Source organism: Streptomyces sp. NPDC031121, assembly GCF_055570615.1.
Genome location: NZ_JBVIGV010000010.1, coordinates 42,884 through 64,102 on the forward strand (window position 1 = coordinate 42,884; position 21,219 = coordinate 64,102).

Annotated in this window: 20 protein-coding genes and 1 riboswitch; of the genes, 16 read left to right on the forward strand and 4 right to left on the reverse strand. The window is 73.2% G+C overall.

Going from position 1 to position 21,219, the window contains the following annotated elements; all coding sequences use genetic code 11:
* Positions 1-126: 126 nt before the first annotated feature.
* Positions 127-528, reverse strand: coding sequence for a hypothetical protein (locus ACZ462_RS19715; RefSeq protein ID WP_114057254.1), 402 nt, complete (start codon positions 526-528; stop codon positions 127-129).
* Between the two features lie 188 nt (positions 529-716).
* Here ACZ462_RS19715 and ctaE point away from each other — a divergent pair, with 188 nt between their 5' ends.
* From ctaE to ACZ462_RS19745, 6 genes are all read left to right on the forward strand, one after another.
* On the forward strand, positions 717-1,337 hold the full coding sequence (ctaE, locus tag ACZ462_RS19720; protein ID WP_467807338.1) for an aa3-type cytochrome oxidase subunit III: 621 nt from the start codon (positions 717-719) through the stop codon (positions 1,335-1,337).
* Between the two features lie 76 nt (positions 1,338-1,413).
* A complete protein-coding gene (gene qcrC / locus ACZ462_RS19725) occupies positions 1,414-2,223 on the forward strand; it encodes a cytochrome bc1 complex diheme cytochrome c subunit (RefSeq protein WP_467807336.1) in 810 nt (269 codons plus the stop codon).
* On the forward strand, positions 2,220-3,278 hold the full coding sequence (gene qcrA, locus ACZ462_RS19730; RefSeq protein WP_467807335.1) for a cytochrome bc1 complex Rieske iron-sulfur subunit: 1,059 nt from the start codon (positions 2,220-2,222) through the stop codon (positions 3,276-3,278). Before qcrC ends, qcrA begins: the two co-directional genes overlap by 4 nt.
* Positions 3,275-4,897 carry a cytochrome bc1 complex cytochrome b subunit gene (qcrB, locus tag ACZ462_RS19735; RefSeq protein WP_467807334.1) on the forward strand — a complete coding sequence of 541 codons (1,623 nt, stop codon included), beginning with the start codon at positions 3,275-3,277 and terminating at the stop codon, positions 4,895-4,897. The genes qcrA and qcrB overlap by 4 nt, the downstream gene beginning before the upstream one ends.
* A gap of 143 nt (positions 4,898-5,040) precedes the next feature.
* Positions 5,041-6,105 carry an anthranilate phosphoribosyltransferase gene (trpD, locus tag ACZ462_RS19740; protein ID WP_467807332.1) on the forward strand — a complete coding sequence of 355 codons (1,065 nt, stop codon included), beginning with the start codon at positions 5,041-5,043 and terminating at the stop codon, positions 6,103-6,105.
* A gap of 100 nt (positions 6,106-6,205) precedes the next feature.
* Positions 6,206-6,322: riboswitch (SAM riboswitch) on the forward strand.
* A 231-nt stretch (positions 6,323-6,553) separates the two neighbouring features.
* The gene (locus ACZ462_RS19745) at positions 6,554-7,984 is read left to right on the forward strand and encodes an aminotransferase class V-fold PLP-dependent enzyme (RefSeq protein WP_467807331.1); all 1,431 of its coding nucleotides are present in this window, start codon (positions 6,554-6,556) and stop codon (positions 7,982-7,984) included.
* A gap of 50 nt (positions 7,985-8,034) precedes the next feature.
* On the opposite strand, the gene ACZ462_RS19750 is transcribed toward ACZ462_RS19745, so the two are convergent.
* Positions 8,035-8,316, reverse strand: a complete 282-nt coding sequence (locus ACZ462_RS19750; protein WP_114057247.1) for an Lrp/AsnC family transcriptional regulator — start codon at positions 8,314-8,316, stop codon at positions 8,035-8,037.
* On the reverse strand, positions 8,313-9,035 hold the full coding sequence (locus ACZ462_RS19755) for a rhomboid family intramembrane serine protease (RefSeq protein ID WP_467807330.1): 723 nt from the start codon (positions 9,033-9,035) through the stop codon (positions 8,313-8,315). Before ACZ462_RS19755 ends, ACZ462_RS19750 begins: the two co-directional genes overlap by 4 nt.
* Before the next feature lie 127 nt (positions 9,036-9,162).
* On the opposite strand from ACZ462_RS19755, the gene ACZ462_RS19760 reads away from it, so the two are divergent.
* The 6 genes from ACZ462_RS19760 to ACZ462_RS19785 all read left to right on the forward strand — a co-directional run bounded on the left by ACZ462_RS19760 (position 9,163) and on the right by ACZ462_RS19785 (position 15,716).
* A complete protein-coding gene (locus ACZ462_RS19760; protein ID WP_114057246.1) occupies positions 9,163-9,402 on the forward strand; it encodes a hypothetical protein in 240 nt (79 codons plus the stop codon).
* Positions 9,403-9,441: 39 nt separating this feature from the next.
* Entirely contained in the window at positions 9,442-10,806 is a 1,365-nt protein-coding gene (locus tag ACZ462_RS19765; protein ID WP_467807345.1) for an NYN domain-containing protein, read from the forward strand.
* Positions 10,807-11,069: 263 nt separating this feature from the next.
* Positions 11,070-12,095 carry a C40 family peptidase gene (locus ACZ462_RS19770; RefSeq protein ID WP_467807344.1) on the forward strand — a complete coding sequence of 342 codons (1,026 nt, stop codon included), beginning with the start codon at positions 11,070-11,072 and terminating at the stop codon, positions 12,093-12,095.
* A 225-nt stretch (positions 12,096-12,320) separates the two neighbouring features.
* On the forward strand, positions 12,321-13,370 hold the full coding sequence (locus ACZ462_RS19775) for a C40 family peptidase (protein ID WP_467807329.1): 1,050 nt from the start codon (positions 12,321-12,323) through the stop codon (positions 13,368-13,370).
* Between the two features lie 52 nt (positions 13,371-13,422).
* On the forward strand, positions 13,423-14,538 hold the full coding sequence (locus tag ACZ462_RS19780) for a hypothetical protein (protein WP_467807328.1): 1,116 nt from the start codon (positions 13,423-13,425) through the stop codon (positions 14,536-14,538).
* 35 nt (positions 14,539-14,573) lie between these two features.
* Complete coding sequence (locus ACZ462_RS19785; protein WP_467807326.1) at positions 14,574-15,716, forward strand: glycosyltransferase family 4 protein; 1,143 nt, start codon at positions 14,574-14,576, stop codon at positions 15,714-15,716.
* Positions 15,717-16,070: 354 nt separating this feature from the next.
* Here the strand turns inward: ACZ462_RS19785 and ACZ462_RS19790 are convergent, their stop codons facing one another.
* Positions 16,071-17,867 carry an AMP-dependent synthetase/ligase gene (locus ACZ462_RS19790; RefSeq protein WP_467807325.1) on the reverse strand — a complete coding sequence of 599 codons (1,797 nt, stop codon included), beginning with the start codon at positions 17,865-17,867 and terminating at the stop codon, positions 16,071-16,073.
* Positions 17,868-18,096: 229 nt separating this feature from the next.
* Between ACZ462_RS19790 and ACZ462_RS19795 the strand changes: the two genes are divergently transcribed.
* The 4 genes from ACZ462_RS19795 to ACZ462_RS19810 all read left to right on the forward strand — a co-directional run bounded on the left by ACZ462_RS19795 (position 18,097) and on the right by ACZ462_RS19810 (position 21,197).
* Positions 18,097-18,891, forward strand: a complete 795-nt coding sequence (locus ACZ462_RS19795) for a metallophosphoesterase family protein (protein WP_467807324.1) — start codon at positions 18,097-18,099, stop codon at positions 18,889-18,891.
* 80 nt (positions 18,892-18,971) lie between these two features.
* Positions 18,972-19,418 (forward strand): SRPBCC family protein, encoded by a 447-nt coding sequence (locus ACZ462_RS19800; protein ID WP_114057237.1) that lies wholly within the window; start codon positions 18,972-18,974, stop codon positions 19,416-19,418.
* Between the two features lie 5 nt (positions 19,419-19,423).
* Positions 19,424-20,644 carry an ArsA family ATPase gene (locus ACZ462_RS19805; RefSeq protein WP_467807322.1) on the forward strand — a complete coding sequence of 407 codons (1,221 nt, stop codon included), beginning with the start codon at positions 19,424-19,426 and terminating at the stop codon, positions 20,642-20,644.
* A gap of 70 nt (positions 20,645-20,714) precedes the next feature.
* Positions 20,715-21,197 carry a DUF5304 domain-containing protein gene (locus tag ACZ462_RS19810; RefSeq protein ID WP_467807320.1) on the forward strand — a complete coding sequence of 161 codons (483 nt, stop codon included), beginning with the start codon at positions 20,715-20,717 and terminating at the stop codon, positions 21,195-21,197.
* The last annotated feature ends 22 nt before the right edge of the window (positions 21,198-21,219 follow it).

Sequence of the window (21,219 nt, forward strand, 5' to 3'; positions counted from 1 at the left end):
TCCCCTCCCCACCCCCCCCCCCCCCCTCTCCCCCCCCCCCCCCCCCCCCCCCCCCCCCCCCCCCCCCCCCCCTCCTCCCCCCCCCCCCCCCCCCCCCCCCCCCCCCCCCCCACCGCCCGGACGCCCCTACGCGTCCAGGGACAGCCGGGCGCGCAGCAGGCGCGCCAGTGCGTCCGCGAACTCCACCGGATCGACCGGAAGGGTCACCGCCGCGTCCGCGCGGCTCCAGGTGGCCAGCCAGGCGTCCTGCGGACGGCCCATCAGCAGCAGGACGGGCGGGCAGCGGAAGACCTCGTCCTTGATCTGCCGGCACACCCCCATACCCCCCGCCGGGACCGCCTCGCCGTCCAGCACGCAGGCGTCGATCCCGCCCGCGTCCAACTCGCCCAGGACCGCGGGCAGCGTGGCGCACTCCACGAACTCCACCGGCGGCAGGTCCGCGGCCGGCCTGCGCCCGGAGGCCAGGAGCACCTGCTGCCGGGTGTTCGCATCGTCGCTGTAGACCAGAACCCGTGCAGTCGACCGCATTTCGTTCCTCCACGGTTGCCGTGAACCACGTTGATGTTGCGCGGGATGCTACTCCTCGGAACCGCCCGCCCACACCGGTTCGGGCACGCCCGCCGACCGCCCGGCGATGGGCCGTTCGGGCCTTGCACACGGCCCTGACACTCCGAACGGCACCCCCCGGGGTGAGGGCGGGATAAGCGACCGACATAATGTCGGTCGTGGCGACAGCAACGACAGTAGATACCGGGCACGCGCACCCGACGGTCAACAGGCCGAACCTCGTCAGCGTGGGAACCATCATCTGGTTGAGTTCCGAGCTGATGTTCTTCGCGGCCCTCTTCGCGATGTACTTCACCCTGCGATCGGTGACGGGCGCCGAGTACTGGACAGAGCAGGCTTCGGCCCTGAATCTGCCCTTCTCGGCGACGAACACCACGATCCTGGTGCTCTCCTCCCTCACCTGCCAGCTCGGCGTCTTCGCCGCCGAGCGCGGTGACGTGAAGAAGCTCCGGACGTGGTTCATCGTCACGTTCGTGATGGGTGCGATCTTCATTGGCGGCCAGGTGTTCGAGTACACCGAGCTGGTCAAGCACGAGGGCATGAGCCTCTCGTCCGGTCCGTACGGCTCGGTGTTCTACCTGACCACCGGCTTCCACGGTCTGCACGTGACGGGCGGTCTCATCGCCTTCCTGCTGGTCCTCGGCCGGACGTACGCGGCCAAGAGGTTCACCCACGAACAGGCCACCTCGGCCATCGTCGTGTCCTACTACTGGCACTTCGTCGATGTCGTCTGGATCGGCCTCTTCGCCACGATCTACCTGATCAAGTAGCGAACACGTGGCCGGGCCCGCACCCGGCAACCATCCAGAAACACCGACGCAGAAGATCCTGACACCGGGGTAATCCGTGAAAAAGCTCTCCGCACGACGACGCCATCCGCTGGCGGCGGTCGTCGTTCTACTCCTCGCGCTGGCGGCCACTGGGGGGCTGTACGCCGCCTTCGCCCCTGCGGGCAAGGCGCAGGCCGAAGAAACCGCCCAGTCCCTCGCCATCGAGGAGGGCAAGAAGCTCTACGCCGTGGGTTGCGCAAGCTGCCACGGAACCGGTGGCGAGGGAACCACTGACGGCCCCAGCCTGGTCGGCGTCGGCTCCGCGGCCGTCGACTTCCAGGTGAGCACCGGCCGCATGCCCGCCCAGCAGCCCGGCGCCCAGGTGCCGAAGAAGCCGGTCATCTACTCCCAGGCGCAGATCGACCAGCTGGCCGCGTACATCGCGTCCCTCGGCGCCGGCCCGATCACGCCGACCAAGAAGCAGTACGACCCGGCGGGCGCCGACGTCGCCAAGGGTGGCGAGCTGTTCCGCAACAACTGCGCGCAGTGCCACAACTTCACCGGCGAGGGCGGCGCGCTGACGAACGGCAAGTACGCCCCGAACCTCGAGGACGTCTCGCCGAAGCACATCTACGAGGCCATGCTCACCGGCCCGCAGAACATGCCCTCCTTCCCGGACAGCACCATGCCGGAGAAGGAGAAGAAGGACATCATCGCGTACCTCCAGAACGTGAACGGCGAGAAGTCGGTCAACCCCGGCGGTCTGAAGCTCGGCGGCCTCGGCCCCGTCTCGGAAGGCCTGTTCGGCTGGATCTTCGGTCTGGGTGCGCTGATCGCTGTCGCCGTCTGGGTCGCGGCCCACACCGCTAAGGCCAAGAAGTCATGAGTAGCCAAGAGATTCCCGAAGACAAGCACCTGCCGAGCGAGCAGGGCGAAGCCCACCACGGCGGTGTGGCGGTCGCGGACGACCCGTTCGCCGACCCCGGCCTGCCGGTCCACAAGCCGCGCATCCAGGACATCGACGACCGCGCCGCCAAGCGCTCCGAGCGCACCGTGGCGATGCTGTTCACGGTGTCGATGCTGGCCACCATCGCCTTCATCGCCGCGTACGTGGTCATCCCGGTCGACAAGATCGTCTACATCTTCCCGCTCGGGAAGGTGAGCGCGCTCAACTTCGCGCTGGGCATGACCCTCGGCACCGCCCTCTTCTGCATCGGCGCCGGCGCGGTCCACTGGGCCCGCACGCTGATGTCCGACGTCGAGGTCGCCGACGACCGCCACCCGATCGCGGCCCCGGCCGAGGTCAAGGCGAAGGTCATGTCGGACTTCGCCGCCGGTGCCGAGGAGTCGGCCATCGGCCGCCGCCCGCTGATCCGCAACACCCTGCTGGGCGCGCTGGCCATGGTGCCGCTGTCCGGCCTGGTCCTGCTGCGCGACCTGGGCCCGCTGCCCGAGGAGAAGCTCCGCAAGACCGTCTGGGCCAAGGGCAAGCTGCTCATCAACCAGAACACGGGTGAGCCGCTGCGTCCCGAGGACGTCCAGGTCGGCTCGCTGACCTTCGTCCAGCCCGAGGGGCTGGAGGAGGGCTCGCACGAGTTCCTGACCGAGATCGCCAAGGCCGCCGTGATGATCGTCCGCATCCAGCCGGAGGACATCAAGGACAAGCGCGAGCTCGAGTGGTCCCACGACGGCATCGTGGCCTACTCGAAGATCTGCACCCACGTCGGCTGCCCGATCAGCCTGTACGAGCAGCAGACGCACCACGTGCTCTGCCCGTGCCACCAGTCCACCTTCGACCTCTCCGACGGCGCGCGTGTCATCTTCGGCCCCGCCGGCCACGCGCTTCCGCAGCTGCGGATCGGCGTGAACGGCGAAGGCTTCCTCGAAGCGCTCGGCGACTTCGAAGAGCCCGTCGGTCCTGCATTCTGGGAGCGCGGATGAGTACCGCCACTGACAAGCGGAAGGCGCCCGCCGGCGAGCGCGTGGCCGACTGGGCGGACGGCCGCCTGGGCATCTACAGCCTCGCCAAGGCGAACATGCGCAAGATCTTCCCGGACCACTGGTCCTTCATGCTGGGTGAGATCTGCCTCTACAGCTTCATCATCATCATCCTCACGGGTGTGTACCTGACGCTGTTCTTCCACCCGAGCATGAACGAGGTGGAGTACCACGGCTCGTACGTCCCGATGCAGGGCGTCATGATGTCCGAGGCCTTCGCCTCGACCCTGGACATCAGCTTCGACGTCCGCGGGGGCCTGCTCATCCGGCAGATCCACCACTGGGCCGCGCTGATCTTCGTCGCCGCGATGATCGTGCACATGATGCGCGTCTTCTTCACGGGCGCGTTCCGCAAGCCGCGCGAGATCAACTGGGTCTTCGGCTTCCTGCTGCTGGTCCTCGGCATGTTCACCGGCTTCACGGGCTACTCCCTGCCGGACGACCTGCTCTCGGGCACCGGTGTCCGCTTCATGCAGGGCGCGATCCTGTCCGTGCCGGTCGTCGGCACGTACCTGTCGTTCTTCCTCTTCGGCGGCGAGTTCCCCGGCGGCGACTTCGTGGCCCGGTTCTACTCGATCCACATCCTGCTGCTGCCCGGCATCATGATGGGCCTGCTGGTGGCCCACCTGATCCTGGTCTTCTACCACAAGCACACCCAGTTCCCCGGCCCCGGCCGGACGAACAACAACGTGGTCGGCATGCCGCTGCTGCCGGTCTACATGGCCAAGGCCGGAGGCTTCTTCTTCCTGGTCTTCGGTGTCATCGCGGCCATCGCGGCGATCGCCTCGATCAACCCGATCTGGAACCTCGGCCCGTACCGCCCGGACCACGTGTCCACCGGTGCGCAGCCCGACTGGTACATGGGCATGCCCGAAGGCCTGATCCGCGCCATGCCGGGCTGGGAGATCAACCTGTGGGGCCACACGCTCGTCCTGGGCGTGTTCATCCCGCTGGTCCTCTTCCCGCTGGTCCTCGGATCGATCGCGGTGTGGCCGTTCATCGAGTCCTGGATCACCGGTGACAAGCGCGAGCACCACCTGCTCGACCGCCCGCGCAACGCCCCGACCCGCACGGCCATCGGCGTCGCGTGGATCTCGGAGTACATCGTCCTGCTCATCGGCGGTGGAAACGACATGTTCGCGCAGTACTTCCACCTGTCGATCAACGCGATCACGTGGTTCGTCCGGATCGGCTTCTTCGCCGTCCCGGTCCTGGCCTTCATCGTCACCAAGCGCATCTGCCTCGGCCTGCAGCGCCGGGACCACGACAAGGTGCTGCACGGCCGCGAGACCGGCGTCATCAAGCGCCTGCCGCACGGTGAGTTCGTCGAGGTCCACGAGCCGCTGTCGCAGGACAAGCTGCACACGCTCACCTCGCACCACCAGTACCGGCCCGCCGAGATCGGCCCGACGGTCGACGAGAACGGCGTGCAGCGCAAGGTCGGTGCCATGGAGAAGCTGCGCGTCAAGCTCAGCAAGGGCCTGTACGGCGAGGGCAACCAGATTCCGAAGCCCACGGTGGAGGAGTACCAGGAGATCCAGAGCGGCCACGGCCACCACTGATCCCGAGCGGGGCTGACTTCCCACGGCCCCCGCGTCGCCACGGCGAGAGCCCCGTCCAGGGTCTGGACGGGGCTCTTTGCCGTCCCCGCGGCTGGATAGGCTGATTCCCTCCCCTTTCGACTGTGGACCACCAGGAGCGGACCATGAACGTGGCGACCCCGGCAGGCGGCGACAGCGTGGCGGCCCGCGGCTGGCCGGCCGTCCTCGACGCCCTGCTCACCGGCCGCGACCTGCACTCCGACGACACGGCGTGGGCCATGGACCGGATCATGCGGGGCGAGGCCAGCGACGCCCAGATCGCCGGCTTCATGGTGGCCCTGCGGGCCAAGGGGGAGACCGTCGAGGAGATCAACGGCCTCGTCCGGACGATGTACGCGCACGCCAACCTGATCGAGGTGCCCGGCCGGACGGTGGACATCGTCGGCACCGGCGGCGACGGCGCGAAGACCGTCAACATCTCGACGATGTCGTCGGTGGTGGTGGCCGGCACCGGCGCCAAGGTCGTCAAGCACGGCAACCGGGCCGCATCCTCCGCGAGCGGCGCCTCGGACGTCCTGGAGAAGCTCGGCGTCAACCTGGACCTCACCCCCGCCCGGGTGGTCGAGGTGGCCGAGGAGGCCGGGATCACCTTCTGCTTCGCGGTGAAGTTCCACCCGGCGCTGCGGCACGTCGCCGCCGCCCGGCGCGAGCTCGGCATCCGGACCACCTTCAACTTCCTCGGCCCGCTCACCAACCCGGCGCGGGTGCGGGCCCAGGCCACCGGCGTGGCCGACGCCCGGGTCGCGCCCATCGTGGCGGGCGTCCTCGCCGAGCGCGGCTCCTCGGCGCTGGTCTTCCGCGGCGACGACGGCCTCGACGAGCTGACGACGACGGCGACCTCCCGCGTGTGGTGGGTCCGCGACGGCCGGGTGCAGGAGCAGGCCTTCGACCCGCGCGACGTCGGCATCGACCTGGTCGACGTGGCGGAGCTGCGGGGCGCGGACGCCTCGTACAACGCCGACGTCGCCCGCCGGCTGCTGGCCGGCGAGACCGGCCCCGTGCGCGACGCGGTGCTGCTGAACTCCGCGGCCGCGCTGGTCGCCCTGGAGCCCGGCACGGGCACCCTGGAGGAGCAGATCGGGGCGGGCATCGCGCGCGCGGCCGAGTCCGTCGACTCCGGGGCGGCGCGGGCCGTGCTGGAGCGGTGGGTGGCCGCCACCAACGCCTGACAGCCGCCCGCCCCCTCGGCACGGCTCCCGGCCCGGCCCCGGTCCGCATGGCGGACCGGGGCCTTGTGCGTGCCGGATCTTGTGGCAGGATGGCTGACCAGGTCACGAGTGACAGCGTCTTGGCCCCGGCCTGCTGTCCGGCAACCCTCCTTCCGTGGCGGGGTGCCCCGGGTGATGACCAGGCCGCGGGCAGCGAGGTCCGCGGCAAGCGCGGATCCCTCGACACCAGGGGTCCTGGTCTCTCGAGGAGCCTTTTCCGTGAGCAAGCGAATGCGATAGGGCGAACCGCCCCTTCTCCACCACCTCGGACCGGCCCCCTTCCGCGTACCCGCGTGCGTGCGCCGCGGCCGTCCCCCGAGGCCTTCCCCGTACCCCGGACGGCGCAGCGCCGTACCCGCGTACGGGTGGTTTCCGAAGCCATTCAGCCCTGCAGCCGGGAGATACCGCCATGTCCGCAACCCTGAACGCCGCCCCCGCCGCCCCCGCCTCCGCAGCCTGCGGCGGCGCCTGTGACGAGCCGCTGCCCGTCCTCGGCCGCGACGTCACCGTCCCGCTCGTCACCGGCGGCGAGACCACGTACGCGGCCCTCGACTACGCCGCCAGTGCCCCCGCCCTCCAGCGCGTCTGGGACGACGTCGCCGCCTACGCCCCCTACTACGGCAGCGTGCACCGCGGCGCCGGATACCTCTCCCAGCTGTCCACCGACCTCTTCGAGCAGAGCCGGGCCGCCGTCGCCGCGTTCCTCGACTGCCGCCCCTCCGACCAGGTCGTCTTCACCCGCTCCACCACCGACTCCCTGAACCTCCTCGCCGCCGCCCTCCCCGCCGGCTGCCGCGTCTTCGTCTTCGAGACCGAGCACCACGCCTCGCTGCTGCCCTGGGGCGACGAGCAGGTCACCTACCTCGACGCGCCCCGCACCCCCGCCGAGGCCGTCGCCACCCTGGAGCGGGCACTCGCCGACCGCGACCCTTCCCCGAGCTCTCGGCTTCGCTCGAGCAGGGGAGGCCCCCACGGCCCCGCGCTCGTCTGCGTCACCGGCGCCTCCAACGTCACCGGCGAGCTGTGGCCCGTACGGGAGCTCGCGGCCGCCGCCCACGCCCACGGCGCCCGGATCGTCCTCGACGCCGCCCAGCTCGCCCCGCACCACCCGGTCTCCGTGCGCGACCTCGACGTCGACTGGGTCGCCTTCTCCGGGCACAAGCTGTACGCCCCCTTCGGCTCCGGCGTGCTGGCCGGCCGGGCCGACTGGCTGCAGCAGGCCCGCCCCTACCTGGCCGGCGGCGGCGCCTCCCGCACCGTGGCCCGGCGCGAGGACGGCGGCGTCGACGTCGCCTGGCACACGACCGCCGCCCGCCACGAGGCCGGCTCGCCCAACGTCATCGGCGCCTACGCGATCGCGTCCGCCTGCCGCGCCCTGGCCGAGGCCGGCTTCGACGGCCTCGTCGCCCGCGAGCACCGGCTCGTCGAGCGGATCCGTGAGGGCCTGGCCGCCGTCCCCGAGGTGCGGGTGCTGTCCCTCTTCGGGGACGACGCCCCCCGCGTCGGCGTCATCTCGTTCACCGTGGACGGCTGGAACAGCTCCCACTTCGCCGCCGCACTGTCCGCCGAGTACGGCATCGGCGTCCGCGACGGCCTCTTCTGCGCCCACCCGCTCGTGCGCACCCTGCTGGGCAGCGCCCCCCGGGAGCCCGGCGCCTGCGACGCCCCCGAGGCCCGGCAGCCGGGCGAGCGGTCGCTGAACGCGATCCGCGTCAGCTTCGGGGCGGGCACCCCCGACGAGCACATCGAGCGGTTCCTGCGGGCCGTCGAGGAACTCGTCACCGACGGGGCGAAGTGGCAGTACCGCACGGAGGACGGCCGCTGCGTCCCGGCGGTCTGACGTGCGCCCGGCGGGCCGACCTGCGGCGGCGGGGGCGCGGTGGCGTCCGGCTAGGCGTCCAGGCCGATGGCGAAGGCGGCTTCCAGGTCGTGCTGGGAGTACGTGCGGAACGCCACGTGCGTGTCGGTCGCCTCGACGCCGGGGATCTTGCTGATGCGGCCCGGGATGATGTCCGCGAGGTCGTCGTGGCGGGCCACGCGGACCAGCGCGATCAGGTCGTACGTCCCGGTGACGGAGTAGACCTCGCTGACGTTCTCCAGCGCGGCGATCGACTCGGCGATCTCGGGGATGCGGTCCACGCTGGTCTTGATGAGCACGATCGCGGTGATCACGGCTGGCTGTCTCCCTCGGTGGCCGTCGCTGATCGCCTCACTCTAGCCGCCCGGCCGTACCGCACCCACGCGAGGAGGAAGCCCAGCGAGAAGCCCACCAGGTGCGCCAGGTACGCCACCCCGGGCCCGCTGCCCGCCCGGTGCGCCGCCAGCCACTGCAGGGCGAACCAGAACAGCAGCACCAGCCACGCCGGGAGCCGCAGCGGCAGGAAGTACAGGAACGGGAACAGGCTGGTCACCCGCGCCCTGGGGAAGAGGAACAGGAACGCCCCCAGGACCGCCGAGATGGCCCCCGAAGCGCCGACCAGCGTCTGCTCCGAGGAGGCGTTGGCGGCCGCGTACCCGGCGAGGGCCAGGTAGCCCGTGCACACGTAGAAGCACAGGAACGCCGGCCGCCCCATCCGCTCCTCCGCCATCGCGCCGAAGACGCGCAGGAACAGCATGTTGCCGAGCAGGTGCAGCCAGCTGCCGTGCAGGAACAGCGCGGTCAGCGGCGTCAGCAGCGCACGCGGCGCGCCCTGCGCCAGCTCGGTCGGGACGACGCCCCACCGCCGGAAGTAGGCGGTGCCCGCCTCCAGCAGCCGCTCGCCCGTGCCGTACGACGGATTGAGCCCCGACGCGGGGCCGAGCAGGAACACCGCGCAGCAGCCCGCGATCAGTGCGTGCGTGGCCACCGGGCCCCCGGCCGCTGCCCGCACGGCCCGCCACTTTGCGATCATGCGGTCGAGCATGGCCCGACCGGCCCTCCCCGCCGCACCGGCAGGCCGTAGGGTTACGTGCTGCGGGCCGCCGATTCGCGCGGACGGCGGCTTTAATCGAAAGAGCTATGAAGGAGAGTGCGGCCTGATGACGGTTCCCCTGCCGACCGCGACCACCCGGTGGCGCTGCACGCTGTGCGGCAACCTGACGCGCTTCGACGTCACCCGTTCGTCGAAGGTCGTCGAGTACGTCCACCTGGACCTTGCCGGGGAGCCCAAGGTCGAGGAGCGCGAGGTGGTCAGTGAGACCATCGAGTCGGTCCGCTGCCGCTGGTGCAACGCGGTGGACCAGATCGAACTCGTGGACAGGCCGGGCGCGGACTCCTGAGGGAGCCGCGCCCGCCGGGATGGACGGTAGGGGTGACGGATTGTGGAGCCAGCAAGCGGCGCTGAGCCGGCCGATGCGGCCGGCGACGCCGCCGAGGTGCTCGACCGCCCGCTGCCGGAGGGCGTGCGGCGCCGGGTCGTCGCGCTCGTCTCGGACGCCTTCGGGGCGCTGACGGTAGCGGACCTCCCGGCGCAGCTGCGCCAGTACGCCCGCTTCACCCCGACCCGGCGGGCGAAGTTCGCGGGCAACGCCATGGCCGCGGCCGTCGAGAGCGACCCCGTCTTCCGGGGGCGCGTCGCGGGGAAGGTGCGCGAGGCCCACGCGGAGCTGGCCGGGGCCCTGGACTCCGGTGCCCCGCCGGCTGCCGCCGACCCGCTCGACGTGGCCGCGGCGGCGTACGTCCTGCGGCCCGCCGGCTGGGTGAAGCTGGTCGCCGCCGCGGGGGAGGAGGCGCAGCGCGCCGACGCCGAGCGGGCGGACGAGGAGGCCCGGCGCGAACTCGACCGGCTGCGCGCGGAGCTGGCCCACGTACGGGAACTGCAGCGGGCGGGCGGCGAGCAGGTGCGCGGCGAGCTGGAGGCGGCTCGGAAGGAAGCCGAATCGCTTCAGCGGAAACTGCGCAGCGCCCTCAGCGACGTCAAGCGCGGTGAGGCCGCCCTGCGGAAGGCGACCGCGGAGATCGACGCGGTCCGCGCCGAGGCCGCCGCCCAGGTGGCCGCCGCCGAGAGCGAGAGCCGCCGGCTCAAGTCGCGGCTGGCCGAGGCGGAGGCGGCGCTGGAGACCTCGCGCCGCGCGACCCGCGAGGGGCGCAGCATCGAGGACATGCGTTTGCGGCTGCTGCTGGACACGGTGCTGGACGCCGCCCAGGGGCTGCGCCGGGAGCTGGCGCTGCCGCCGGTCTCGACGCGGCCGGCCGACCTGGCGGACGCGGTGGAGCCGGGCCGGATGTCGCCGAAGGACATCGCGGCGCGGGCGCTGTCGGAGACCGATCCGGCGCTGCTCGACCAGCTGCTGGCGCTGCCGCAGGCGCATCTGGTCGTGGACGGCTACAACGTCACCAAGACCGGTTATCCGACGATGCCGCTGGAGAAGCAGCGGCTGCGGCTGCTGGGCGGGCTGTCGATGCTGGCCGCGCAGACGGGTGCCGAGATGACGTGCGTCTTCGACGGCGCCGAGCTGGCCGCGCCGGTGCTGCTCGCGCCGCCGCGCGGGGTGCGGGTGCTGTTCTCCAAGCCCGGGGTGACGGCGGACGAGCTGATCCGGCAGCTGGTGCGGGCGGAGCCGCCCGGCCGGCCGGTGGTCGTGGTCTCCACGGACCGCGAGGTGGCCGACGGGGTGGCGAAGGCGGGGGCGCGGCCCGTGGCGTCCGTTCTGCTACTGAAGCGCCTTTCGCGCGTTTCGTAACCCCTCGGCTGTATGCCCGATTTGGTGGTGCCGTCGGGGGACGGACCGTCAACTCCCCGGCACGCAGCGTGGCCTGCGGTGAAGAACCTGTTCGCAGGAGCGGAATTTTTCCTTCAGGGGTTTGAAGTGATCACAGCGGGCTCACTAGGGTCTGCTCAAACCTTCGTGCGGTAGATCACTCATTCGGGGTGTCGGCGGAGGTTCCGCCGCGGTGCGCCGACGAACTCGGCAGCGGCGGCCCCGACAAGAAGGAGCTCGGCTTCGTGGCGTCCCACCGTCGTCCCAAGCAGCCGAACCGCGCGCGCGTCACCGTGCTGACCGCCACGGCCGCCGCAGCCGTCGCGCTCTCCGCGCACAGCGCCTCCGCCGCGCCTGCCCAGCCCGGCAAGGACGAGGTCAAGGCCAAGGTCGACGCCCTCTACGAGGAGGCGGAGCAGGCCACCGAGAAGTTCAACGGGGCCAAGGAGCGCCAGGAGAAGCTCGAAAAGGAGATCGGGCGGATCCAGGACCAGGTCGCCCGCGGCCAGGAAGAGCTCAACCAGCTCCGCGCCACCCTCGGTTCGATGGCCAGCGCCCAGTACCGGGGCGCCGGCCTGGACCAGTCCGTCGCCCTGTTCCTCTCCGGCGACCCCGACACCTACCTCGACAAGGCCTCCACCCTCCAGCAGTTGACGGGCCGCCAGCTCGACGCCGTCCAGAAGATCCAGGCCAAGCAGCGCAGCCTCGCCCAGCAGCGCCAGGAGGCCGCCGGCAAGCTCGCCGACCTCGACGCCACCCGCAAGGAGCTCGGCGCGAAGAAGAAGGCCTCCCAGGACAAGCTCGCCGAGGCCCAGGCCCTCCTCAACACCCTCACCGCCCAGCAGCGCGCCCAGCTCAAGGACGAGGAGGCCCGCGCCAGCCGCGCCGACAGCGACCGCGCCGACCTCGGCAGCGTCAAGACCTCCGGCCGCGCCGGAGCCGCCCTCGCCGCCGCCAAGACCAAACTCGGCAGCGCCTACGTCTCCGGAGCCACCGGCCCCAGCGCCTTCGACTGCTCCGGACTGACGCAGTGGGCGTACAAGCAGGCCGGCGTCAGCATCACCCGCACCACCTGGACCCAGGCCAACGACGGCACCCGCATCGGCCGCAGCGCACTCCAGCCGGGCGACCTGGTGTTCTTCTACTCGGACCTGCACCACGTCGGCCTGTACGCAGGCAACGGCATGGTCCTGCACGCCTCCAACCCGCGCGGCGGCGTCAAGTACGAGTCCATCAACAACATGCCCTTCCAGTTCGGCGTCCGCGTCTGACAGCCGCGCCCCACACCGCCCATCCGGGCGAATTCCGCACCGCCGCCCCAACCCCCGCGCCCCGCCCATGACCTGCGTCTCAGCGGGGCGCAGCCCTGCCCACCCCCGCTCCGGCCGTTGGCCGCCCCGCGGCCGCGCGGCTACTGTCTGCCCGCGCGGAGCCCGGAACACGGCCGTCCACCCGGGGCGGACCCGGTCCCGCACTGCGGAAGGGAGCGGTTGCACGTGGCGTCCCCTCGCCGGGCCGGGCTCGTCAGCCCCGACCGGAACATCAGAATCACCGCCTTCACCGCCGCAGCAGCCGCGGCCACGGCCGCCGCCCTCACCGCGGCACCCGCCATCGCCGCCCCCGGCCACCCCCGGGAGCCCGCGGCAGGCGCCCGCGCCCAGGTCGACCGCCTCTTCCGGGAAGCCGAACAGGCCACCGAGCGCTACAACCGGGCCGGCGAGCGCGCCGACGCCCTCCGCGCCGACATCGGCCGCGCCCAGGACCAGCTCGCCCGCGGCCAGGAACGCATCAACACCATGCGCGGCGTCCTCGGCGCCTTCGCCGGAGCCCAGTACCGCTCCGGCGGCATCGACCCCGCCGTCGAGCTGATGCTCTCCGAAGACCCCGACGAATACCTCGACAAGGCCGCCACCCTGGAGCAGCTGACCGGCCGCCAGGCCCGCCAACTCGACGACCTGCGCAAGGAGCAGCGCCGACTGGCCCAGCAGCGCCGCGAAGCCTCCCTCAAGCTCGCCGAACTCGACGCCGCCCGCGCCGACGTGGCCCGGCAGAAGCGCATCGTCACCGCCAAGCTCGCCGACGCCCGGCGCCTGCTCAACGAGATGCCCGCCCCCGAGCGCGCCGACTACGAGCGGTCCTCCCGCACCGGCGGCCGCGCCGACGCCGCCACCGACCCGGGCGCCGTTCCCGCCGGAGCCTCCGGCCGGGCCATGGCCGCCGTACGGGCCGCCCGCTCCGCGCTCGGCCGCCCGTACATCTGGGGCTCCACCGGCCCCACCGGCTTCGACTGCTCCGGGCTGATGGTGTGGTCCTACCGCCAGGCCGGCGTCTCCCTCCCGCGCACCTCCCAGGCCCAGCGGCACGCCGGCCGGCAGGTCCCCCTCTCCCAGGCGCAGCCAGGAGACCTCGTGACCTACCGCTCCGACGCCAGCCACGTCGGCATGTACGTCGGCAACGGCCAGGTCATCCACGCCCCCTACCCCGGCGCCCGCGTCCGCTACGACCCCGTCAGGATGATGCCCATCGCATCCGTGACGCGGCCCTGACAGCGCGGCTGCGGCCGCCACACCCTCCCGGTCAGAGCACTAGGATCGGCGGATGCCCCCCGTCCGCCGCGCCGCCGCACCGCTCGCCCTCTGCGTGCTCGCCGCCGGCTGCTCCGCGGGCCCCGCACCCGACCCCGCCGACCGCGACATCCGCACCGCCGTCGCCGCCTGGTCCCGGCAGCCCTCCGCCCGCCCCGCCGGACTCCCGCTCGCGCAGTGGGCGTACGAGGTCACCGGCGTCCGGCGGAACGGCCACCGGGCCACCGCCGCCGCCGAACTGCGCTACCGCATCGACGGCCACGACACCGCCCCCGCCGGATCCGCCCGCGAAATCCGGCTCACCCGCACCGGCGGGCGCTGGACCGTCACCGGGGACACCGCCGCACCAGGGGCGCCGCCGCAACCCTGGGACCAGGGGCCCCTCGACGTCGTCCGCGGCACCCACGCGCTCGTCCTGCGCGCCGGCCGCGGCGGGCCCGACCCGGCGGAGGTCGCCGCCGCCGCCGCCCGCGCCGTCCCCGCCGCGGCCGCCGCCTGGCCCCGCCCCTGGGCCGGGCGGATCGTCGTCATCGTCCCCCCGACACAGGAGGCGATGGCCGAACTGCTCGGCCGGCCCGCCGCCGCCTACACCGGCATGGCCGCCGTCACCACCGGCAGCACCGGCGGCGCACCCGCCCCCGCCGACCGGATCATCGTCAACCCCGCCGCATACGGCCGGCTCAGCGCCGCCGGACGGGACATCGTCCTCACCCACGAAACCACCCACGCCGCCACCCGCCGCGCCACCACCGACCGCACCCCGCTCTGGCTCTCCGAAGGCCTCGCCGACTGGGCCGCCTACCGCGGCACCGGCACCGCCCCCGCCGACGGAGCACCCGCCCTCGCCCGGGCCGTACGCCGCGGCGACCCCCCGGCCGCCCTCCCCGCCGACCGGGACTTCGCCTTCGGCACCGACACCGACGCGCTCGCCCGCGCCTACGAAGGCGCCTGGCTCGCCTGCCGGCTCATCGCCGACCGGTGGGGGGACGCGGCCCTCATCCGGCTCTACGAGCGGGCCGGACGCGAACCGCTCGACACCGCCCTGGGCGAGGAGCTCGGCCTCGACGCAGCCGAACTCGCACGGGCCTGGCAGGAGCAGCTCCGCACCCAGCTCGCGGCGGCCCCCTGAGCGCCCGGCGGGACGTCCGGTACTGTCGGCAGGCGATGCACAAGACGCTGATCGTGACCAACGACTTCCCGCCGCGCCCCGGCGGCATCCAGGCCTTCCTGCACAACATGGCACTGAGGCTGGACCCCGACCGGATCGTCGTCTACGCCTCCACCTGGAAGCACAGCGCCGAAGGCCGCGAAGCCACCGCCGCCTTCGACGCCGAACAGCCCTTCCCGGTCGTACGCGACCGCACCACCATGCTGCTGCCGACGCCGCGCGTCACCCGGCGGGCCGTGGAACTGCTGCGCGAACACGACTGCCGGTCCGTGTGGTTCGGGGCCGCCGCGCCCCTCGGGCTCATGGCGCCCGCCCTGCGGCGGGCCGGCGCCCAGCGGATCGTCGCCACCACCCACGGACACGAAGCCGGCTGGGCACAGCTCCCCGCCGCCCGGCAACTGCTGCGGCGGATCGGCGAAGGCACCGACACCCTCACCTACCTCGGCGAGTACACCCGCACCCGGATCGCCTCCGCACTGACCCCGCAGGCCGCCGCCCGCATGGCGCAACTGCCCCCCGGGGTCGACGAGAAGACCTTCCACCCCGGAAGCGGCGGCGACGACATCCGGGCCAGGCTCGGGCTCACCGACCGGCCCGTCGTCGTGTGCGTCTCCCGGCTCGTCCCCCGCAAGGGGCAGGACACCCTGATCGAGGCCATGCCGCGGATCCTCGCCGCCGAGCCCGACGCGGTGCTGCTCGTCGTCGGCGGCGGGCCCTACGAAGCGGACCTGCGGGCGCTCGCCGCCGCCACCGGAGTCGCCCGGTCGGTGGTGTTCACCGGAGCCGTGCCGTGGGAGGAACTACCCGCCCACTACGGGGCCGGAGACGTCTTCGCCATGCCGTGCCGGACGCGGCGGGGCGGGCTCGACGTCGAAGGCCTCGGCATCGTCTACCTGGAGGCTTCCGCGACCGGGCTGCCGGTCGTCGCCGGAGACTCCGGGGGCGCGCCGGACGCCGTGCTCGACGGGGAGACCGGGTGGGTCGTGCGGGGTGGCGACCCCGGCGACGCCGCGGAGCGCATCGTGGCCCTGCTGGGCGATGCGGAGCTTCGGCGCCGGATGGGGGAGCGCGGCCGCGCCTGGGTCGAGGAGAGGTGGCGCTGGGACCACCTCGCGACCCACCTCCGCGCCCTCCTCTAGCCGCGGCGGCGCGGCCCGCCCCTCTGCCGCTGCGCGGAGCGAGCCCCCACCCCGCCCCTTCCCGAAACCGGGGCAATGCCCCGGCCCCCTCCGCGCAGTTCCCCGCGCCCCTCATCCGGGGCGGAGCGGCCCGTTTGCGTCCGCGGGCCGTCGCGGGCTGGTCGCGCGGTTCCCCGCGCCCCTGGTGCGGGGGCGGAGCGGTCCGTTTGTGTCTGCGGGTCGTCGCGGCCCCGGGGCCGGCTGTGGGGCCGGGGGCCGTCCGGATGTTCCCGTCGCGGAGCCGGATACGCGGAGCCCCGCGCCCCCTCGGCTCGGGAGCCGGGGATCAGGGGCGCGGGGAACTGCGCGAGGCGGTTACGCGCGGTACAGCGCGTCGATCTCGTCGGCGAAGTCTTTCGCCACAACGTTCCGCTTCAGCTTCAGCGACGGCGTGATGTGGCCCGACTCCTCCGTGAACTGCGCCGGCAGGATGCGGAACTTGCGGACCGACTCCGCCTTGGAGACGGCCGCGTTGCCGTCGTCGACGGCCTTCTGGACGGCCGCGATCAGGTCCGCGTCCTCGCGCAGGTCGGCCGCCGTGCACCCGGCCGGCTTGCCGTTCTCCGCCGCCCAGCGGGCGAGGAACTCCTCGTCGATGGTGACCAGCGCGGCCACGAACGGCCGGGCGTCGCCGACCACCATGCACTCGGCGACGAGCGCGTGCGCCCGGATGCGGTCCTCGATCACCGCGGGGGCGACGTTCTTGCCGCCGGCCGTGACGATCAGTTCCTTCTTCCGGCCGGTGATCGCGAGGTAGCCGTCCTCGTCGAGGGTGCCGACGTCACCGGTGTGGAACCAGCCGTCGGTCAGCGCCTCGGCCGTCGCGGCCTCGTTCTGCCAGTAGCCGGAGAAGACGTGCTCGCCGTGCAGCAGCACCTCGCCGTCGTCGGCGATGCGGACCACCGAGCCGGGCAGCGGCTGGCCGACCGTGCCGATCTTCGGCCGGTCCCACGGGTTGAAGGCGGTCGCCGCGCAGGACTCCGTCAGGCCGTAGCCCTCCAGGACGGTGAAGCCGATGCCGCGGAAGAAGTGGCCGAGGCGCTCGCCGAGGGGCGCGCCGCCGGAGATGGCGTACTCGCCGCGGCCGCCGAGCACCGCGTGCAGCTTGCTGTAGACCAGCTTGGAGAAGAGCTTGTGCTTGAGCTTCAGGCCGAGGGACGGGCCCTTCGGGGTGTCCAGTGCGCGGCTGTACGCGATGGCCGTCTCCGCGGCGGCGTCGAAGACCTTCCCCTTGCCTTCGGCCTGCGCCTTGGCGCGCGCCGAGTTGTAGACCTTCTCGAAGACGCGCGGGACGCCGAGGATCAGCGTCGGCCGGAACGACTGGAGTTCGTCCGTCAGGTTCTTGATGTCCGGCACGCAGCCCAGGCGGATCGGCGCCAGCACGGCCGCCACCTCCACCAGTCGGCCGAAGACGTGCGCGGCCGGGAGGAAGAGCAGCACGGAGCACTCGCCGGTACGGAACAGCGGGCTCAGCCGCTCCACGACGTTCCCGCACTCGGCGAAGAAGTTCCGGTGGGTCAGCACGCAGCCCTTGGGGCGGCCGGTGGTGCCGGAGGTGTAGACGATGGTGGCGGGGTCGTCCGCGTTGGCGATCGCGCTGCGCTCGTCGACCTCCGCGTCAGTGATCTCCGCGCCGAGCGCGGTCAGCGCCTCCACGGCGCCCTGCTCGATCTGCCAGACCTCGCGCAGCTCGGGGAGCCGGTCGCGCAGCGACGCGACGGCCTCGGCGTGCCCGGGGCCCTCCACGATCGCCGCGACGGCGCCGGAGTCGCCGAGGATCCACTGGATCTGCTCGGGCGAGCTGGTCTCGTACACGGGGACGGTGACACCGCCCGCGGACCAGATCGCGAAGTCGGCCAGCACCCACTCGTAGCGGGTGCGGGAGATCAGCGCGACGCGGTCGCCCGGCCGGACGCCGGCGGCGATCAGGCCCTTGGCCGCGGCCCGGACCTCGGCGAGGAACTCGCGCGCGGTCACGTCCTGCCACCGGCCGCCGGCCTTGCGGCCCATGACGGCGGTGTCGGGATGCTGCGCGGCATTGCGGCGGATGAGATCCGTGAGGTTCCCGTCCGACGGGACCTCGTACAGGGCCGGAAGGCTGAACTCGCGCAAGACTGCTGCTCCTCTGGGCGCCATCGCCACCGTGTGGACCGACCGGACGTTACCCACCGGTAGTGGGTTCCGGATAGAGGGAACCGGCCAGATGTTCCGTGCGTCACATGGCGCGGCACTGCCGGGTCGACCTTAGTCGACCCAAGCAACGACTAGGAAGTAACCGCAGGTAGGGCCCCTGCGGTCGGCGCCTCTACCCGCGTCGCGCCCACCCCTCTAGGGTGGCCCCATGACGGGCAGCGCCGGTGGCAGGAAAAGCAGCACGCGGGTCCACGTCGTCAGCGACGTGCACGGCAACGCGGAGGCCCTCGCCCGCGCCGGGGACGGCGCCGACGCGCTGATCTGCCTCGGCGACCTCGTGCTCTTCCTCGACTACGCCGACCACTCCCGCGGCATCTTCCCCGACCTCTTCGGCGTCGAGAACGCCCACCGCATCGTCGAGCTGCGCACCGCGCGCCGCTTCGAGGAGGCCCGCGAGTTCGGCCGACGGCTGTGGGCCGGCCTGGACCGCGAACGGCTGATCGAGGAGGCCGTGCGCCGCCAGTACGCCGAGATGTTCGCCGCGTTCCCGCATCCCACGTACGCCACCTACGGCAACGTCGACATCCCCGCCCTGTGGCCCGAGTACGCCGCCCCCACCACCACGGTCCTCGACGGGCAGCGCGTCGAGATCGCCGGCCGTGTCTTCGGCTTCGTCGGCGGCGGCCTGCCCTCCCCGATGCGCACCCCCTACGAGGTCGCCGAGGAGGAGTACGCCGCCAAGGTCGAGGCGCTCGGCGACGTCGACGTACTGTGCTCGCACATCCCCCCGGAGGTCCCCGAGCTCTGCTACGACACCGTCGCCCGCCGCTTCGAGCGCGGCAGCGAGGCCCTCCTGGCCGCCATCCGGCGGACCCGCCCCCGCTACGCCCTCTTCGGTCACGTCCACCAGCCCCTGGCCCGCCGCATGCGGATCGGGTCCACGGAGTGCGTGAACGTCGGCCACTTCGCCTCCACCGGAAGGCCCTGGGCCCTGGAGTGGTGACCTCCGCACGCACGGTAGCCTGCACGCGGCGGCCGCAGGCCGCACACATCCTCGAACACTCCACGTCAGGAGCGACCGCGATGGCGGAACACACCAGCTCGAGCATCACCATCGATGCGGCGCCGGCCGACGTCATGGCCGTGATCGCCGACTTCGCCCGCTACCCCGAGTGGACCGGCGAGGTCAAGGAGGCCGAGGTGCTCGCCGCCGACGCCCAGGGCCGCGCGCAGAAGGTCCGCCTCCTGCTCGACGCCGGCGCGATCCGCGACGACCACACCCTCGCCTACACCTGGAACGGCACCGACGAGGTCAGCTGGACCCTCGACAAGTCCCAGATGCTCCGCCAGCTCGACGGCTCCTACCGGCTGGCCCCCCTCGACGGCGGCAAGCGCACCGAGGTCACCTACCAGCTCACCGTCGACGTCAAGATCCCCATGCTCGGCATGATCAAGCGGAAGGCCGAGAAGGTCATCATCGACCGCGCCCTCGCCGGCCTGAAGAAGCGCGTCGAGACCACCGCGGCCTGACCGGCGTGCACACCCTGCTCGTCACCGGCCCCGGCGGGGCCGGGCGGACCACCGTCGCCGTGGCCGCTGCAGCCGCCGCGGCCCGCACCGGGCGGCGCGTCCTGCTGCTCCGCGCGGACGCGGCGGCCCCCGCCGGCCCGGCGGACCCGGCCCGCGCCCTCCTCGGCGAGCCCGAGGCAGGCCCCGTCGAGGTCGTCCCCGGCCTGACCGCCGAGCCCGCCGCGGGGGTGCTCACCGCCCGCGTCGACTCCGGCGCCGAGTTCCGCGCCGAACTCGCCGCCCTCCAGGAGCGCGGATCCGCCCTCCTCGGCGTGCTCGGCTCCCGCCCCCTGGGCGCCGAGGAGCTCACCGACCTCCCCGGCGCCGAGCAGTTCGCCCTCCTGCGGGCCCTGCGCCGGGCCGCGTCCGCACCCGGCGTCGACCTCGTCGTCGCCGACATGCCGCCGCTGCACCAGGCCCTCGCCGCCCTCGCGCTCCCCGCCCAGCTGCGCCGCTACCTGGCCCGGCTGCTGCCCGCCGAGCGGCAGGCCGCCCGCGCCCTGCGGCCCGTACTGGCCCAGCTCGCCGGCGTGCCGATGCCCGCGCAGTGGCTGTACGAGGCCGCCGCCCGCTGGGACGAGGAGCTGGCCGCCGCCCAGCGGGCCGTCGAGGCCGACACCACCTCCCTGCTGCTCGTCGCCGAGCCCGGCCCGGCCGCCGACGCCGCCCTGCGCAGCGGCCTGCTCGGCGCCTCCCTCATGGAGCTGGGCGTCACCGGGATCGCCGCCAACCGCATGGTCCCGCAGGACTCGCCCGACCCCTGGCTCGCCGGACTCGCCGCCGAGCAGGAGCAGCACGCCGCCCGGTGGGCCTCCCGCACGCCCGTCACCGCCCTGCCCCACCTCGGCCGCACCCCCCGCGGCCCGCAGGACCTGGACCGCCTCGCCGCGGCGGCCGCCCGGCTGCTCCCGCACGCCCCCGCCGCCCGCCGCCCCTGGACCGTCGAGGACCGGCTCGCCGAGGACGGCGTCCTCGTCTGGGCCGTGCCGCTGCCCGGCGCCGAGAAGCGCGACCTCGACCTCGTACGGCGCGGTGACGAGCTGCTCGTCGCCGCCGGACCGCACCGGCGGATCGTTCCGCTGCCCGCCGCCCTGCGCCGCTGCACCGTCTCCGGCGCCGCCCTCGCCGACGGCGAACTCCGCATCCGCTTCACCCCCGACCCCGCGCTGTGGCCGCGCAGGCCCTGAACCGCGTACCTCCGTTCGGGTAACGTCGAAGGCAGCACGCACACCCCGAAGCCGCCCAGGAGAGTCCGCCATGAGCGAGGCCACCGACCGTCCCGACGACGAGGCCTGGGCCGACGCCTGCGCCGAGGACCTCGCCGCGGAGAAGGAGCGCCGCCGCTCCCGGCACGGCGGCCCGGCCGACCCCGGCGGGCAGGCCGGCACCGCCGCCGAGGAGCTCCTCAAGCTGTTCGAGGCCGTCGCCGACAAGATGACCGCCCTGAACAACCCGCTGCTCGGGGCCGCCGCCCAGGGCGCCGTCCGGCAGTTCGTCGACCAGGCCAGGGCCGCCGCCCGGCCCGTCGTCGAGCGCAATCCCGAGGTCTTCGACCACCTGGCCGCCGCCGGCTCCGAGCTGGTGGCCGCCTACCGCTCCGCCGTCGAGGGGCACGAGCGCCGCTGGACCCGCGGCGCCGCCGACCCCGCGCCCGGCACCGGCGGCAAGCCCGCCGGAAACGCCTCCGACCCCCGCGACGACGGCGGCCCCGGCCCCACCCAGCACATCGACCTCGACTGAGACTCCGCCACCCTCGGGTACC